A 15,598-nucleotide genomic window follows, 5' to 3' on the forward strand; every position below is an offset into this window, starting at 1 on the left:
GCAGACCTCGGCGGCCGTGTGGGAGGTCAGCCGGAACTCGGCGGGCGTCCGGCAGGGCAGCCGGAACTCGGCGGGCGACCGGCTGGTCCGGGCGCGCGGAGTGGGCGGCCGGCGGATCTCGGCGAGCAGAGTCAGGCTTTTGCGGCGCAGGGCGGACGGGCCGAGCCGGGTGAGCGTGGTTCGCGCTTCGCCGGGCAGACCGGCACCGGTAAGCGTGCGCGGCCGGACGCGGGTCCGGCCCAGGGCGGTCCCGGCAGCGCCGGCCAGGCCGGTCGCGGCCCGCGCGGCGGTGGCGTGGCCAACGGTTCGGGCGGGCGTGGCACCGGCGATCGTGGACCGGCCGGCGGCCGCAAGGGTGGCCCGGGCGGTGGCGCGGGCGCGCTCGGTGCCGCCGCGATGGGTGCCGGGGCGCTCGGCGCCGCGGCAGCGAAGGGCGCGGCTTCGGCCGCACCGGTGGGTGCCGCCTCGGTGGGCGCGGCCTCGGCCGCGATCGCCGCGGGCGCGGCGCCGGTCGGCAGTGCCTCGGTCGGAACGGCTTCGTCCGGCGCGGCCGCGGTGGGTGCCGCCTCGGTGGGCGCCGCTTCGGTGGGCGCAGCCTCGGTGGCCGCGCCGTCGGTAGGTGCCGCGTCGGTCGGTGCCGCCTCGGTGGGCGCTGCTTCGGTGGGTGCCGCGTCGGTAGCCGCTCCCGTGGGTACTGCTTCCGTGGGGGCTGCCTCGGTCGGGGTGGCGTCGGCGGCGGTCAAGGTGGCCGGGGCGGGCGAGAGGTCGGCCGTCGAGTCGCGTACGGCTGCTCAGGGCGTACCCCCAAGGGGTGAAGTCATCGGCGCCAAGGCGGCCGCGGCGAAAGCCGCCGGCGCCACGCCGAGCCTGGCCACCCGCCCGGCGACGCCGGACGGAAACCCGGAGACCCTGAGTGGGCTGCGCGGGGCCGGCAACGAGATTCGTGCCCGGATGCGGGCGCAGCGCCGGCTGCGGGTCGTGACGCTGGTCTCGCTCGCGATCGTGGTGCTGGTCGTGCTGCCGGCGATCTTCGGGCTGCGGTCGGCGAGCAAGGACCCGGTGTTCAGCTCGCTGGACGCGCTCGACGTGCCCTCGTGGGCCGCTACCAAGGTGGATGACCAGGGCAGCGGCAGCAGCTGGTGCTTCCTCGACTGCCGGTTCCGGGAGCGCGAGGTGGACTCCACCAAGTCGTTCCAGGAGACCACCGCCGCCTACACGACGGCGCTGAAGGCGGCCGGCTGGGCACCGTGGAAGGTGACCGAGTGCCCGGAGACGAAGATCGCCGCCGACCAGGGCACCTACAGCTGCTGGAAGCGGGACGAGTTCACTCTGGACCTGTGGGTGCGGCTGCCGGACTGCATGATCGACCAGGTGGCGGCGCAGGATCCGACCACGATCACCGAGGCACCGGCGACCACCGCACCCGCGGGCAAGTGCGAGGGTTCGACGGTCAGCATCAAGGTGAAGAACGCCATCATCGACACCCGTGGCGAGCCGAAGAACGAGGAAAAACCGTTGGTCGGGGAGACTCCGGACCGGGTCGTGCCGACCGATCCCCTCTTGGAGCCGACACCCGCGGCGTCGTGAAGCGGGCGAACGTCACGGACGGTAGGGTCTGCACGTTGACTCGCCACCCGTAGAGGAGAAGCGCCACATGGACGCCGGAGAAATTGCTGGTCTGATCGCGGCGGGCGCCTTCCTGATGCTCGTCATCGTGCTCGCCGTGCCGATCCTGAAGCTGGGCCGCACGGTCGACGCCGCGACCCGGGCGATCAACGACCTCAATGACCGCACCGGCCCGCTGCTCGGCAACGTCAACGAGACGGTGGAGAACGTGAACACCGCGCTCGGCCAGGTGCAGGTCTCTTTGGACGGTGTGAACGTGCAGCTGGCCAAGGTCGACACGATCACCGAGCACGTCGCGCACATCTCCGCGAACGCCGCCAACCTGTCCACGGTCGTGGCCGCCGCGGCGGCGAACCCGCTGGTCAAGGTCGCGTCGCTGGGCTACGGCCTGCGCAAGGCCGTCAACAACCGGAAGCGCGCCGACGAGGACCGCGAGGTCCGCTCCACCATCAAGCAGCGCCGCAAGTCGGCCCGCTAAGTCTTTTCAAGAAGAGGAAGGCACCGCAATGAAGCGCCTGCTGTGGCTGGGCGTCGGCTTGGCCGTCGGCGCCCTGGTCGTTCGCAAACTCACCCGCAAGGCGAACGAATTCACCCCGTCCGGCATCGCCACCTCGCTGTCGCAATCCGCTGGCGGTCTGGTCGAGTCGATGCGTAGCTTCGTGGATGACGTCCGCGACGGCATGACGGAGCGGGAACAGCAGATCCAGCAGGCGTTCGCCGAGGGTGAGCTGTACGAAGACGACGACGAGCAGGACGCTCGGGAGGGCAACCGATGAAGACGGCGGAAATCAAGCGGCGCTATCTGGCGCATTTCGAGGCCAACGGGCACACGGTCGTGCCGAGTGCCCCGCTGCCGGCCATCGACGACCCCAACCTGCTGTTCATCAACGCCGGCATGGTGCAGTTCGTGCCCTATTTCCTGGGCCAGCAGACACCGGCGTTCAAGCGTGCGGTGAGCGTGCAGAAGTGCATCCGGACGCCGGACATCGACGAGGTCGGCAAGACCTCACGGCACGGCACGTTCTTCCAGATGAACGGCAACTTCTCGTTCGGCGACTACTTCAAGGAAGGCGCGATCAAGCTCGCCTGGGAGCTGTCCACCAACTCGGTGGAGCAGGGCGGCTTCGGGCTCGACGCGTCGCGCATCTGGCCGACCGTCTACCTCGACGACGACGAGGCGTTCGAGATGTGGCGCAAGATCGGCGTGCCGGTCGACCACATCGTGCGCCGCGGCAAGAAGGACAACTACTGGTCGATGGGCATCCCGGGGCCGGCGGGTCCGTGCTCGGAGCTGTTCTACGACCGCGGCCCGGAGTACGGCAAGGACGGCGGCCCGGAGGTCGACGAGGACCGGTTCATGGAGTATTGGAACCTGGTCTTCATGACGTACGAGATCACCGACGTGAAGTCGAAGGAGGACTTCCGGATCGTCGGTGACCTGCCGGCCAAGAACATCGACACCGGCATGGGCCTGGAGCGGATCGCGTCGATCCTGCAGGGCGTCGACAACCTCTACGAGATCGACGAGGTCCGGCCGATCCTGGCGCGGGCCGCGGAGATGACCGGCAAGCAGTACGGCGCGCACTCCGGCCACGTCGCGGGCGAGTCCCACCCGGACGACGTCCGCCTGCGGGTGATCGCCGACCACGTGCGGACCGCGCTGATGCTGATCGGCGACGGCGTGACCCCGTCGAACGAGGGCCGCGGCTACGTTCTGCGCCGCATCATGCGCCGGGCGATCCGGTCGATCCGCCTGCTCGGCTGGCAGGAGCCGGCGCTGCCGGAGCTGCTGCCGATCGCGCGCGACTGCATGGCGCCGTCGTACCCGGAGCTGGCCGAGGAGTTCGGCCGGATCTCCACGTACGCGTACGCCGAGGAGGACTCGTTCCTGTCCACGCTGCGGGCGGGCACGACGATCCTGGACGTCGCGATCGACGACACCCGTAAATCGGGTCGGTCGAAGCTGTCCGGTGACAAGGCGTTCCAGCTGCACGACACCTACGGCTTCCCGATCGACCTCACCCTGGAGATCGCGGCCGAGCAGGGCCTCGACGTCGACCAGGACGGCTTCCGGCGGCTGATGGCCGACCAGCGGTCCCGCGCGAAGGCGGACGCCGCGGCGCGCAAGACGGGTCACGCCGACCTGTCGGCGTACCGTGGCGCGCTCGACGCGGGCGGCCCGGTCCAGTTCACCGGTTACCAGGAGGTCACCCGCGAGTCGCGGGTGCGCGCGCTGATCGGCGACGGCGGCCGGCTCGAGGTGGCGGGCGAGGGTGACTTCGTCGAGCTGGTCCTCGACACCACCCCGTTCTACGCCGAGGGCGGTGGCCAGCAGGCCGACACCGGCATCATCAAGGTCGGCGGCGGCCATCTCGAGGTCGTCGACGTCCAGCAGCCGCTCCCCGGCCTGATCGTGCACAAGGCGCGGGTCATCCGGGGCGAGGTGCGCGCGGGCGAGTCGGCCGAGGCCGAGATCGACATCACCCGGCGTAAGGCGATCTCGCGGTCGCACACGGCGACCCACCTGATCCACCAGACCATGCGGCACTTCCTCGGCGAGTCGGCGACCCAGGCGGGCTCGCTGAACGCGCCGGGCCGGCTGCGCTTCGACTTCAACACGCCGGGGGCCGTCTCGCCCACGGTGCTGAACGATGTCGAACAGCAGGTGAACGAGGTGCTGCTGCGTGACCTCGAAGTTCACGCGTTCATCACCTCCCAGGAGGAAGCGCGCCGGCTCGGCGCGATGGCCCTCTTCGGGGAGAAGTACGGCGATGAGGTCCGGGTGGTTGAAGTCGGTGACTACGCGCGTGAGCTCTGCGGCGGCACGCACGTGGCCCGATCGGGTCAGCTCGGCCTCGTGAAGATCCTCAACGAGGCGTCGATCGGGGCCGGGGTGCGCCGGGTCGAGGCGCTCGTCGGCATCGATGCGTTCGGCTTCCTGGCCAAGGAGCACCTGCTGGTGGCGCGCCTGGCCGACATGTTCCGGGTGCCCGGCGACCAGGTCGCCGAGCGGGTCGAGCAGACCGTGACGGCGCTGCGCGACGCGGAGAAGGAGCTGGAGAAGCTGCGCGCCCAGATGGTGCTGGGTGGTGCGGGTGCGCTCGCCGAGCAGGCGCGTGACCTGCGTGGCGTTGCGTATGTCGGAGCCGAGGCACCCGAGGGTGCGGCGGGTAACGACGTGCGTACCCTGGCCCAGGAGATTCGGGGCAAGATCGATGCCGGCCGCCCGGCGGTGGTCGCGGTCGCGTCCCGATCGAACGGTAAGGCGTCGCTGATCGTAGCTATCAACGGAGCGGCGAAGAGCCGTGGGCTGTCCGCGGCGGATCTGGTCAAGGGCGCGCTTTCCGGCCGGGGTGGCGGTAACGCCGACCTCGCGCAGGGTGGTGGCGTGCCGGCGGACCAGGTTCCGACGCTGCTCGCGGCGGTGGAGAAGGCGGTGGCGGACGCCGCCGGCTGACAATCATCACGGAGGGTGACCGCATGAGCGCACTGTCGCGGGGTAGGCGGCTGGGCGTCGATGTCGGTAAGGTGCGCGTCGGGGTCGCCGTCAGCGACCCTGACGGGATCCTGGCCACCCCCCTGGTCACGGTGCCCCGTGACATGGGTGCGGCAGCCGATGCCGTGCCTAGCGACATAGCTGAACTCGTCCGTCTCGTGGGGGAACACGAGGCGGTCGGGATCGTGGTGGGGCTCCCGGTGCGCCTCAACGGCGCCGAGGGCCCTGCCGCCATCGACATTCGTGCGTACGCTGGGCGACTGGCGGAAGCAATCGGCCAGGTGCCGATCGCCCTGGCGGACGAAAGGATGTCGACCGTGGTCGCGACCCGGAGGCTCGCCGAGCGTGGCGTGCGTGGGAAGAGGCAGCGGGCGGTCGTCGATCAGGCGGCCGCGGTGGAGATCCTGCAGAGCTGGCTGGACGCGCAGCGGAGGCAGAGATGATCGACGAGCTGGACCTGGCGTTCGACGAGCACGCCGAACGCGGACGGCCTCGCCATCGGCGAGGTGCCGGCCGCGAGGGCAAAAAGGGCTCGGGTAAGTCCGGCGTCGCCTTTTTGATGGCTTTTGTTCTGTTGGCGCTTTTGGGCGGCGGTGTCTTCGTCGGCTACAACAAGGTGAAGGGATTTTTCACCGCGGCCGACTACGACGGACCGGGAACTGATGCGGTTCAGGTGACGGTCGAGAAGGACGCCACCCTCACCGACATCGGCAATACCCTTGTCGACAAGGACGTGGTGAAAAGCACCAAGGCGTTCGTCAATGCGGCCGGGGAGAACCCGCGCAGCAAGAACATCCAATCGGGTACGTACAACATGAAGAAGCAGATGTCCGCGAAGAACGCGGTCACCATGCTTCTCGACCCGAAGTCGCGGATCACCGCCGGTGTCACCATCCCCGAGGGCACCACCAGCATGCAGGCGTTCGGCATCCTGGCGAAGGCCACCAAGATCCCGCTCAAGGACTTCCAGACCGCCGCGAAATCGCCGACCGACCTGGGCGTGCCGCCGTTCTGGTTCAACCGCCGGGACGGCAAGCCGGCCGCGAAGACCAGCATCGAGGGCTTCCTCTTCCCGGACACGTACGAGTTCGACCCGAAGCTCGACGCCAAGCAGATCCTCAGCGTGATGGTCAAGCGGTTCGTCGACGTCACCACCGAGATGGGCTTCGTCGACAACGTGCAGAACACGCTGTCCGTCTCGCCGTACGAAGCGCTGATTGTGGCGTCGCTGTCGCAGGCCGAGTCGGGCGTGCCGGAGGACCTGCCGAAGGTGTCCCGGGTGGCCTACAACCGGGCGTACAAGGCGAAGATGCCGCTCCAGTTCGACGTGACCGCCAACTATTGGCTCGAGCTCAACGGCAAGGACGCCAAGCACTCCGGCAAGCTCACGCCGCAGGAGCTGGACGACCCGAAGAACCCGTACAACACCAAGAGCAAGCTCGGCCTGCCGCTCGGCCCGATCGACAGCCCCGGCCAGGCCGCCCTGCAGGGTTCGATGCAGCCGGCCGCCGGCAACTGGCTCTACTTCGTGGCGATCGACAAGGCCGGCCACTCGGCCTTCACCGACAGCCTCACCCAGCACGACAAGAACATCCAGACCGCCTGCAAGAACGGGGTGCCACTCTGCTGACCAGAGCCGCCGTCCTCGGTAAGCCGATCAACCACTCGCTGTCCCCGGTGATCCACAACGCCGGGTTCGCGGCGGCCGGCCTCACCGGCTGGAGCTATGTGGCGATCGAGTGCGCCGAGGCCGAGTTGGCCGCGGTGCTCGGCGGGCTCGGCCCGGAATGGGCCGGGCTCTCGCTGACCATGCCGCTCAAGGAGGAGGCGCTCCGCCTGGCGGCGAGCGCCACCGCGGTGGCGCGGGCGACGGGTGCGGCCAACACCCTGGTCCGCCGGGGCGACGGCTGGCACGCCGACAACACCGACGTGATCGGCATGGTCCGGGTGCTGCGCGCCGCCGGTCTGCGGCCGTCCCCGGCGGTGACCGTGCTCGGCGGCGGCGGCACCGGCCGGGCCGCCCTCGGCGCGGCGGCCCAGCTCGGCGCGACCGAGGTGACCGTGGTGACCCGGCGGGCGGCGGCCCGGGAGGAGCTGCGCCCGGCCGCGGAGGCCCTCGGCCTGCGGATCAACGGCGCCGAGTGGGCCGACGCGGCCAAACTGTTCGACGCCGACGCGGTCATTTCCACGGTCCCGAAGGGCGCCGCCGACCACCTCGCCCTCGAGGTCACCTGGCGGCCCGGGACGGTGCTGTTCGACGCGATCTACGACCCGTGGCCCACGCCCCTGGCGGCGGCGGCCGAGGAGAACGGCATTGCCGTCGTCTCCGGCCTCGACCTGCTGCTCGGCCAGGCGCTCAGCCAGTTCGAGCAGTTCACCGGGGTCGAGACGGCGCCCGAGGCGGCTATGCGGGCAGCGCTGTTCGAGGCGGCGCGGCAGCGCTAGTCGCCAGCGCGGCCAGCGCCGAACCGAGGATCACCAACGCCATCGGTACCCCGGTGCCGATCGCGCCCAGCCCGGCCAGCGAGGCCAGCCCGGCCGCCACCACCGGTTGCACCGAGCCCATCACCGCGGCCGCCGTCCCGGCCCGATCGGCGTGCCCGTCGAGGGCCAGCGCCGTGCCGTTCGGCTGGCACATCCCGATCGTGCAGACCAGCAGGAACAGGCCCGCGATCACCCCGATCAGCAGCCCGGCCAGCGCCGAACCGACCAGGATCACCCCGGCGACGACCTGGACGGCCAGCGACGCCATCAGCAGGGTCCGAGTGCCGAACCGGTTCAGCAAACGGGCATTGAGCTGGCTCGTCAACGTCAGCCCGACCGCATTCACCCCGAACAGCAGGCCGAACGTCGTCGACGACAACCCGTACCCGTCCTGCAGCACGAACGACGAATTCGACAGATAGGCGAACAGCGCGCCGAATGCGCATGCCTGGGCCAGCGTGTAACCGACGAATGCGCGATCGCGGAACAGCGGCCCGGCCAGCCGCAGCGTCCGCCCGAGCCCACCACCGGTGCGGTCCGGCACTCCCAGGGTCTCCGGCAGACGCAGCGCCAGCAGCACGGTGAGCAGGACGGCGAGCACACCGAGCGCCACGAAGATGCCGTGCCACGAGGTGAACCGCAGCACCGCACTGCCGATGCTGGGCGCGAGGATCGGCGCCAGCCCGTAGATCAGCGTCAGCCGCGAGTAGAACCGCGCCGCCGCCACCCCCGAGTAGAGATCCCGCACGATCGCCCGCGCCACCACGATCCCGGCGCCGCCGGCCAGCCCCTGCAACACCCGCAAACCGATCAAAACCGGCGCCGAGGGCGAAAGAGCGATCAGAAACGAGAGGATTGCGTACGCGGCCAAGCTCGCCACCGCCGGCCTGCGCCGTCCCCACCGATCACTCAGCGGGCCGCACACCAGCCCGCCGAGCGCGGTGCCGATCAGGCAGGCGGTGAGCGACAACTGCACCTGCGCGGCCGGGACGGCCAGATCGTCGGCGATCGCCGGGAACGCCGGCAGGTACATGTCGATCGACAGCGGGCCGATCGCGGTGACGAGGCCGAGCATCACGATCAGCAGGGTGCCGCGTGGGCGTACCTCGGCCTGGGTCACGCGCCGGACCATACCTCTGACCTTTACCGGCGGTCAGCTCTTTCATTCCGCTGAGCGGGACGCGGCCGGGGTCGCGGCGGCCACCACCACCGGCGTGCCAGACTGTGACCCGTGTTGCGCTGGCTTACCGCAGGTGAATCCCATGGCCCGGCTCTTGTCGCACTCCTCGAGGGAGTTCCCGCCGGGGTGGAGGTGACGAGCGCCGAGATCGGCCGCGATCTCGCGCGCCGCCGGCTCGGCTACGGCCGCGGCGCCCGGATGAAGTTCGAGCAGGACGAGCTGGAGCTCATCGGCGGCATCCGGCACGGCGTGACCCAGGGCAGCCCGGTCGCGATCCGGATCGGCAACAGCGAGTGGCCGAAGTGGCAGACGGTCATGGCCGCCGACCCGGTCGACGCCGAGGAGCTGGCCGCGCAGGCCCGCAACGAGCCGCTGACCCGCCCGCGCCCCGGCCACGCCGACCTGGCCGGCATGCAGAAGTACGGGCACACCGACGCCCGCCCGATCCTGGAGCGGGCCAGCGCCCGCGAGACCGCCGCCCGGGTCGCCGTCGGCGTGGTCGCGAAGGCCCTGATCAAGCAGGCCCTCGGCATCGACATCGTGTCGCACGTGATCGAGCTCGGCTCGGTGGCCGCCAAGACCGGTCTGATCCCCACTCCGGAAGACTTCGACCGGATCGACGCCGACCCGCTGCGCTGCCTCGACCCCGAGGCCAGTGCGCGGATGGTCGCCGAGGTCGACGCGGCCAAGAAGGACGCCGACACGCTGGGCGGCATCGTCGAGGTGCTGGCGTACGGCGTACCCCCAGGCCTGGGGTCTCATGTGCAATGGGACCGCAAGTTGGACGGCCGGCTCGCCGCCGCCCTGATGTCCATCCAGTCGGTGAAGGGGGTGGAGATCGGCGACGGCTTCACCCAGGCCCGCTCGCGCGGCTCGGTGGCGCACGACGAGATCATCCCGACCGCCGACGGCGTCAAGCGGGTCACCGACCGGGCCGGCGGCCTCGAGGGCGGCATCACCAACGGCGAGCCGCTGCGGGTCCGCGCCGCGCTCAAGCCGATCTCCTCGCTCAACCGCGCCCTGCAGACCATCGACATCACCACCGGCGAGGCGACCACCGCCATCAACCAGCGCTCCGACGTCTGCGCGGTGCCGGCCGGCGCGGTCGTCGCCGAGGCGATGGTGGCCCTGGTGCTGGCCGAGGCCGCGGTCGAGAAGTTCGGCGGCGACTCGGTCGCCGAGATCCGCCGCAACCTGGCCACCTACGTGGAAAATCTGGTGATCCGCTGATGGCACCGGTCGCCGTCTTCGTCGGCGCGCCCGGTGCCGGCAAGACCACCATCGGCGGCATGGTCGCCGAGCTGCTCGGCGTCCCGTTCGCCGACGCCGACGCGATCATCGAGGAGCGGGCCGGCAAGCCCATCCCGGAGATCTTCTTCGACGACGGCGAGGAGACGTTCCGCGCCTACGAGCGGGAAACCATCGCGGCCGCGCTGGCCGACTTCGGCGGTGTCCTCGCCCTCGGCGGCGGCGCGATCCTGCACGAGGGCACCCGCGACCTGCTCAAGCCGCACACGGTGGTCTACCTGTCGGTCGAGCTTACCGACGCGGTGAAGCGGGTCGGCCTCGGCGCCGGCCGCCCGATGCTCGCGATGAACCCGCGCGCCACCCTGAAATACCTGATGGACCAGCGCCGCCCGCTCTACTCGTCGGTGGCCACCCACACGATCGCCACCGACGGCCGCGAGCCCGAGGACATCTCGGCCGAGGTCGCCGCCCTGCTGAAAGCGGTGTGACCGACGAGACGAGATGATCGGGCCGGCCGCGGGGAAGACTGACGGCATGTCACGAGCGGTTCGTTTCGATCAGTACGGCGACGTGGACGTCCTGCGCATCGAGGACGTCGAACCACCCCGACCGGCCGCCGACCAGGTCCTCGTCGAGGTGGTCGCGGCCGGCATCAACCCCGGCGAGATCTCGATCCGCACCGGCCTGCTGCACGACCGGTGGCCGGCCACGTTCCCGTCCGGCGAGGGCAGCGACTTCGCCGGCCGGGTGGTCGAGGTGGGCGGCTCGGTCACCGGGTTCGCCGTCGGCGACGAGGTCCTCGGCTGGTCCGACCGGCGTTCCTCGCACGCCGACCACGTGGTCGTCCCGGCCGACCACCTGACCCACAAGCCCCTGGCCCTCGACTGGATTCGAGCCGGGGGCCTTTTCGTGGCCGGGGTGACCGCCTATGCCGCGGTCCGTGCCGTGCAACCCGCCGCGGGCGAGACGGTCGTGGTCAGCGGCGCGGCGGGTGGCGTCGGCTCGATCGCGGTCCAGCTGGCCCGCAACGCCGGCGCGCACGTCGTCGGCATCGCGAGCGAGGCCAACGCGGCCTGGTTGCGGTCCGTCGGGGTCACTCCCGTCGCCTACGGCGACGATCTTGCCAACCGGTTGCGTACGGCGTACCCGGCCGGCTTCGACGCTTTCATCGACACGTACGGGAACGGGTACGTGGATCTGGCCGTCGACCTCGGCGTGGATCCGGCCCGCATCGACACGATCATCGACTACCCGGCGGCTGCCAAGGCCGGCGCCAAGACCGAGGGCAGTGCGGCCGGCAGCGACGCCGAGATCCTGGCCTTCCTGGCCGGCGAGGTGGCCTGGGGCCGCATCCTCCTGCCGATCGCCGCGGTCTACCCGCTGGAAGCGATCAAGGACGCCTACACCGAGTTGGCCGCCCGGCACACGCGCGGCAAGATCGTGCTGGCCACCGGGCTGCGCACTCCGCTCAGTTGATCCGTGCCCCTCTCAGTTGACCCGGGCCTCCAGCCGTTCGAGGCGCTCGATCAGTGGCACCAGTTCGGCGTGGAACGCGGCCATCAGCGCCGACGACGCCGGGGCCTGGGCGGTGTTGGCGCGCAGGTGGACGTAGCCGGCCAGGGCCGCGGCCACCGCGCGGCGGGTCGAGCGGGCGTCGGTTCCGCGGGAGCGCAGGAGTTCGCCGGCGGCGCCGTCCGGCTCGCCGGCCAGGGCGACGATCAGGTGCTCGCAGCCGACGTAGTTGTGGCCGAAGCCGACCGCCTCGCCCACCGCCAGCTCCAGCGCGACCGCGGCCGGCGTGCTGAACCGCAGGCCGTCCGCGGCCGGGCCGGGCTCCGGCGTGGACGGGGCGGTGAGCGAGGCCGGCGCGACATCCATCGCGGTGAGGATCTGCAGCGCCAGGTTGCTGCCCTCGGCCTGCAGGCCGCCCAGCAGGTCGCCGGTGGTCACGACGGTGGCGCCGGCCGCCTTGGCGCGCTCGGCGGCAAGGCTGAGCGCCATCACGAGCCGGCCGGTGAAGGTCGGCAGGCGCTCCGAGAATGCGGCCGGCTCGAGGTTGCTCAGGCTGACCTCACGGATCGCCTGCATCCGGCGCATCGCCTGCTCCAGGGCCCGCTGGCAGATCGCCGAGACGGGGATGCCGGAGTCGCGGACGGCGTCGGCCAGATCGTCGGGCAGGTACACGTTGATTTTGGGCATGAGACAGTTGTAACCCCTCTGGGGGCATAAAGATATAACCCCATCCCCGGGTAAATCGTCCGAGGGATGGAACCCTATGCGGGCGCGGCCAAACTGTCAGAGCCCGGGACTATGGTTCCCTCCGTGGTGACGCGCATTCACGTGGGTGGAGACCGGGCGTATGACGTGCTGGTCGGTAATGATCTCAGCGGCGAGCTGCCGGGCATGATCGAGGGTGCCGCGCGGGTCGCGGTGCTCTATGCGGCGCCGTTGCGGGAGCGGGCCGAGCGGATCGCGGCCGGCCTGCCCGGCGTGACCGCGATCGAGGTGCCCGATGCCGAGCGCGGCAAGACCGTCGCGGTCGCCGCCCACTGCTGGGACGAGTTGGGCAAGGCCGGCTTCACCCGGACCGACGTGGTGGTCGGCGTCGGCGGGGGAGCGGTCACCGACCTGGCCGGGTTCGTCGCCGCGAGCTGGCTGCGCGGGGTGCGCTGGGTGCCGGTGTCGACCTCGCTGCTCGGCATGGTCGACGCTGCGGTCGGCGGCAAGACCGGCGTCAACATCGAGGCCGGGAAAAACCTGGTCGGTGCGTTCCATCCGCCCGCGGGCGTGTTGTGCGACCTCGACGCGCTGGCCACGCTGCCGGCCGACGACCTCACCGCCGGCCTCGCCGAGGTGATCAAGTGCGGCTTCATCGCCGACCCGCGGATCCTCGAGCTGGTCGAGAGCGACCCGGCCGCCGTGGCCGACCCGGCCGGCAAGGTGCTGAAAGAGCTGGTCGAGCGGGCCATCCAGGTCAAGGCCGACGTGGTCAGCGTCGACCTCAAGGAGTCCGGCCTGCGGGAGATCCTCAACTACGGGCACACGCTCGGGCACGCCATCGAGAAGCGCGAGAAATACACCTGGAAGCACGGGCACGCCGTGTCGGTCGGGTTGATCTTCGCGGCGGCCCTGTCCCGGTTGTCCGGGCGGCTCGATGACGAGACAGCGGCCCGGCACCGCTCAATTCTGTCGACCGTGGCGCTGCCGACGGCGTACTCAAAAGAGGCCTGGACCGATCTCCTCGGCGCGATGCGCGTCGACAAGAAGACGCGGGCCGACACCTTGCGGTTCGTTGTTCTCGATGGCCTGGCGAAGCCGGGCATTCTGACCGGGCCGACCGAGGAGATGCTGCGCGAGGCGTATGCGGAGGTGGCCGGATGATCTACGTGCTGAACGGGCCGAACATCGGGCGGCTCGGCATCCGGGAGCCGGCGATCTACGGGCACACGACCTATGCCGATCTTGTCCAGATCTGTGTCGATGCTGCCAAGCGGCTCGACGTCGAGGTCGAGGTCCGGCAGACGGATGCCGAGTTCGAGATGATCAAGTGGCTGCACGAGGCGGCCGACGCCGGGGCGCACGTCGCGCTCAACCCGGGGGCCTGGACGCATTACAACATCGCGATCCGGGACGCCTGCGCCATGCTTCGCGGAAGCCTCATCGAGGTGCACATCTCCAACACCCACCGACGCGAGGAATTCCGCCACAAGTCGGTCATCTCGGGAGTTGCCACCGGCGTGATCATGGGTCTGGGTGTCGACGGTTACCGGCTGGCGCTCGAGCACCTAGCCCAAGTGGGCGCTTCGGGGTAGCCGCCGGTAAACTCGGTCGGTCACCGACAGTTTTCAAGATCAAGGCAGACAGGGCTTCAGAACAAGATGGCTAGCACGAACGACCTGAAAAACGGCCTGGTTCTCAACCTCGACGGCGATCTGTGGTCCGTCGTGGAGTTCCAGCACGTCAAGCCCGGCAAGGGTGGGGCGTTCGTGCGCACCACGCTGAAGAACGTCCTCTCCGGCAAGGTGGTCGACAAGACCTTCAACGCCGGCACCAAGGTCGACACCGCTACCGTCGACAAGCGCACCATGCAGTACCTCTACCTCGACGGCGAAGACTTCGTCTTCATGGACCTCGACACCTTCGAGCAGATCAGCGTCCCCGGCGGCACCGTCGGCGAGAACGCCAACTACCTGCTCCCCGAGGCCGAGGCGACCGTTGCCACGCACGAGGGCGTGCCGCTCTACATCGAGCTGCCGACCAGCGTCTTCCTCGAGGTCACCTACACCGAGCCCGGCCTGCAGGGAGACCGCTCCACCGGCGGCACCAAGCCGGCCACGGTCGAGACCGGCGCCACCGTCCAGGTCCCGCTGTTCATCACCACCGGCGAGAAGATCAAGGTCGACACCCGCGACGGCCGTTACCTCGGTCGTTCCTGATATGGCGGAAGCCCCTAAGACTCAGATGCCTGCGCGTCGTAAGGCGCGGAAGCGGGCGCTGGACGTGCTCTATGAGGCCGACCTGCGGGATCTGCCGCCGAGCGAGGTGCTGGCGACGTATTTGCAGCGGATCGAGAAGCCTCGGCCTGAGCATATGGACTATGCGACTACCCTGGTCGAGGGCGTGGCTAAGAATCTCGATCGGATTGATGAGTTGCTGGCCAGTTATGCTGAGGGCTGGACTCTGGAGCGGATGCCGGTCGTTGATCGGAACCTTGCTCGGATCGCTGTGTTCGAGCTGCTCTATGTTCCTGAGATCGATGATCCGGTTGCTATTACCGAAGCCGTTGAGCTGGCCAAGCAGATGTCTACCGATGATTCGCCCCGCTTTCTTAACGGGATCCTTGGGCGGATTGCTGAGTTTGCCTCTCGTTGAGTTTTGGTTTTTCGGAGCCGTCCGGCCTTTGGGGCTGGGCGGCTTCTTTGGTTTTCTTGCTCTGGGACGGTTGAGGGCCGGGGGTGACCACGCTGGGCGGTAAAGCATCTATGCCCTGCGTGGTCACCCCCGGCCCTCAACCTTGCGTGGGAACACCTGGCGGCCAGGACTTCGGTCGCCCGCTGCTTTGTGCACGGTTCAGTCGGCGGGCCCCTGACGGCTAGTGGTCGGGCTGCCGCGCTGTGGCACAGCCAGGAGATCTACTCACCCGGGCGGGCCTGGGTGGTGGGTCATGCGAACATTCAGCGCCGCCCGCGGCCGTATGAAAAAGTCAAACCCGTGGTGGGTACGGGTGGGGCGTGGGGAAACCTTTTTAAAGCTTGCGCGCTCGCGCCGTGAACAAGTTACCTAACTAGGGGTGCACCGGCAGTTTGACGTTTTTGGCAAGATCCCGCGAGCCGCCCGCAGTTCGGTGTTGACGTACCTACCCAGCTCGGGAGCCGCGGGCTACATGGTGTCCGACTTTTCAGGGATTCCCCGACTCAGTGAACTGCCCGCGACCACCCTGTTGAAGAGCAGGCTTAAAAGCTTAGGTTGTTGACGTTTTTGCCCAGAGCCCGTGGACGTGACCGAGCTGCTCGCAGTTTGGTGTTGACGTGCCCGCCCGGCTCGGGGGTCGCGGGTTACTTGGT

The 15,598-nt window shown here is 69.7% G+C and carries 16 protein-coding genes; 14 read left to right on the top strand and 2 right to left on the bottom strand.

The window, feature by feature from the left end; genetic code table 11:
* The 7 genes from Adu01nite_RS43205 to Adu01nite_RS43235 form a co-directional block, all read left to right on the top strand.
* Positions 1-1,587: hypothetical protein (locus Adu01nite_RS43205; protein ID WP_203735196.1), on the top strand; the 1,587-nt coding region annotated here is incomplete at its 5' end.
* A 67-nt stretch (positions 1,588-1,654) separates the two neighbouring features.
* Positions 1,655-2,104, top strand: coding sequence for a DUF948 domain-containing protein (locus Adu01nite_RS43210; RefSeq protein ID WP_203735197.1), 450 nt, complete (start codon positions 1,655-1,657; stop codon positions 2,102-2,104).
* 28 nt (positions 2,105-2,132) lie between these two features.
* Positions 2,133-2,402, top strand: a complete 270-nt coding sequence (locus tag Adu01nite_RS43215; protein ID WP_203735198.1) for a hypothetical protein — start codon at positions 2,133-2,135, stop codon at positions 2,400-2,402.
* A complete protein-coding gene (alaS, locus tag Adu01nite_RS43220) occupies positions 2,399-5,083 on the top strand; it encodes an alanine--tRNA ligase (protein WP_203735199.1) in 2,685 nt (894 codons plus the stop codon). The genes Adu01nite_RS43215 and alaS overlap by 4 nt, the downstream gene beginning before the upstream one ends.
* 23 nt (positions 5,084-5,106) lie before the next feature.
* A complete protein-coding gene (gene ruvX / locus Adu01nite_RS43225) occupies positions 5,107-5,565 on the top strand; it encodes a Holliday junction resolvase RuvX (RefSeq protein ID WP_203735200.1) in 459 nt (152 codons plus the stop codon).
* Positions 5,562-6,752, top strand: a complete 1,191-nt coding sequence (mltG, locus tag Adu01nite_RS43230) for an endolytic transglycosylase MltG (RefSeq protein WP_203735201.1) — start codon at positions 5,562-5,564, stop codon at positions 6,750-6,752. Before ruvX ends, mltG begins: the two co-directional genes overlap by 4 nt.
* Entirely contained in the window at positions 6,746-7,567 is an 822-nt protein-coding gene (locus Adu01nite_RS43235) for a shikimate dehydrogenase (protein WP_203735210.1), read from the top strand. The genes mltG and Adu01nite_RS43235 overlap by 7 nt, the downstream gene beginning before the upstream one ends.
* Here Adu01nite_RS43235 and Adu01nite_RS43240 read toward each other — a convergent pair.
* Positions 7,527-8,726 carry a multidrug effflux MFS transporter gene (locus Adu01nite_RS43240; protein ID WP_239133158.1) on the bottom strand — a complete coding sequence of 400 codons (1,200 nt, stop codon included), beginning with the start codon at positions 8,724-8,726 and terminating at the stop codon, positions 7,527-7,529. The two genes, Adu01nite_RS43235 and Adu01nite_RS43240, sit on opposite strands and share 41 nt — an antisense overlap.
* A 111-nt stretch (positions 8,727-8,837) precedes the next feature.
* On the opposite strand from Adu01nite_RS43240, the gene aroC reads away from it, so the two are divergent.
* The 3 genes from aroC to Adu01nite_RS43255 are packed head-to-tail and all read left to right on the top strand — an operon-like array spanning position 8,838 to position 11,510.
* Positions 8,838-10,016 (top strand): chorismate synthase, encoded by a 1,179-nt coding sequence (gene aroC, locus Adu01nite_RS43245; protein WP_203735203.1) that lies wholly within the window; start codon positions 8,838-8,840, stop codon positions 10,014-10,016.
* Positions 10,016-10,522, top strand: coding sequence for a shikimate kinase (locus tag Adu01nite_RS43250; RefSeq protein WP_203735204.1), 507 nt, complete (start codon positions 10,016-10,018; stop codon positions 10,520-10,522). The genes aroC and Adu01nite_RS43250 overlap by 1 nt, the downstream gene beginning before the upstream one ends.
* A gap of 46 nt (positions 10,523-10,568) precedes the next feature.
* Positions 10,569-11,510 carry an NADP-dependent oxidoreductase gene (locus tag Adu01nite_RS43255; protein ID WP_203735205.1) on the top strand — a complete coding sequence of 314 codons (942 nt, stop codon included), beginning with the start codon at positions 10,569-10,571 and terminating at the stop codon, positions 11,508-11,510.
* Positions 11,511-11,522: 12 nt separating this feature from the next.
* On the opposite strand, the gene Adu01nite_RS43260 is transcribed toward Adu01nite_RS43255, so the two are convergent.
* Entirely contained in the window at positions 11,523-12,233 is a 711-nt protein-coding gene (locus tag Adu01nite_RS43260) for a Clp protease N-terminal domain-containing protein (protein ID WP_203735206.1), read from the bottom strand.
* A 111-nt stretch (positions 12,234-12,344) separates the two neighbouring features.
* Here Adu01nite_RS43260 and aroB point away from each other — a divergent pair, with 111 nt between their 5' ends.
* The 4 genes from aroB (at position 12,345) to nusB (ending at position 14,906) form a co-directional block, all read left to right on the top strand.
* Positions 12,345-13,415 carry a 3-dehydroquinate synthase gene (gene aroB, locus Adu01nite_RS43265; protein WP_239133159.1) on the top strand — a complete coding sequence of 357 codons (1,071 nt, stop codon included), beginning with the start codon at positions 12,345-12,347 and terminating at the stop codon, positions 13,413-13,415.
* Positions 13,412-13,846 (top strand): type II 3-dehydroquinate dehydratase, encoded by a 435-nt coding sequence (aroQ, locus tag Adu01nite_RS43270; RefSeq protein ID WP_203735208.1) that lies wholly within the window; start codon positions 13,412-13,414, stop codon positions 13,844-13,846. The genes aroB and aroQ overlap by 4 nt, the downstream gene beginning before the upstream one ends.
* 66 nt (positions 13,847-13,912) lie before the next feature.
* The gene (gene efp / locus Adu01nite_RS43275; protein ID WP_203735209.1) at positions 13,913-14,470 is read left to right on the top strand and encodes an elongation factor P; all 558 of its coding nucleotides are present in this window, start codon (positions 13,913-13,915) and stop codon (positions 14,468-14,470) included.
* A 25-nt stretch (positions 14,471-14,495) separates the two neighbouring features.
* Complete coding sequence (gene nusB, locus Adu01nite_RS43280; RefSeq protein WP_203735211.1) at positions 14,496-14,906, top strand: transcription antitermination factor NusB; 411 nt, start codon at positions 14,496-14,498, stop codon at positions 14,904-14,906.
* The last annotated feature ends 692 nt before the right edge of the window (positions 14,907-15,598 follow it).

It is taken from the genome of Paractinoplanes durhamensis (assembly GCF_016862175.1).
Classification (GTDB): Bacteria; Actinomycetota; Actinomycetes; order Mycobacteriales; family Micromonosporaceae; genus Actinoplanes; species Actinoplanes durhamensis.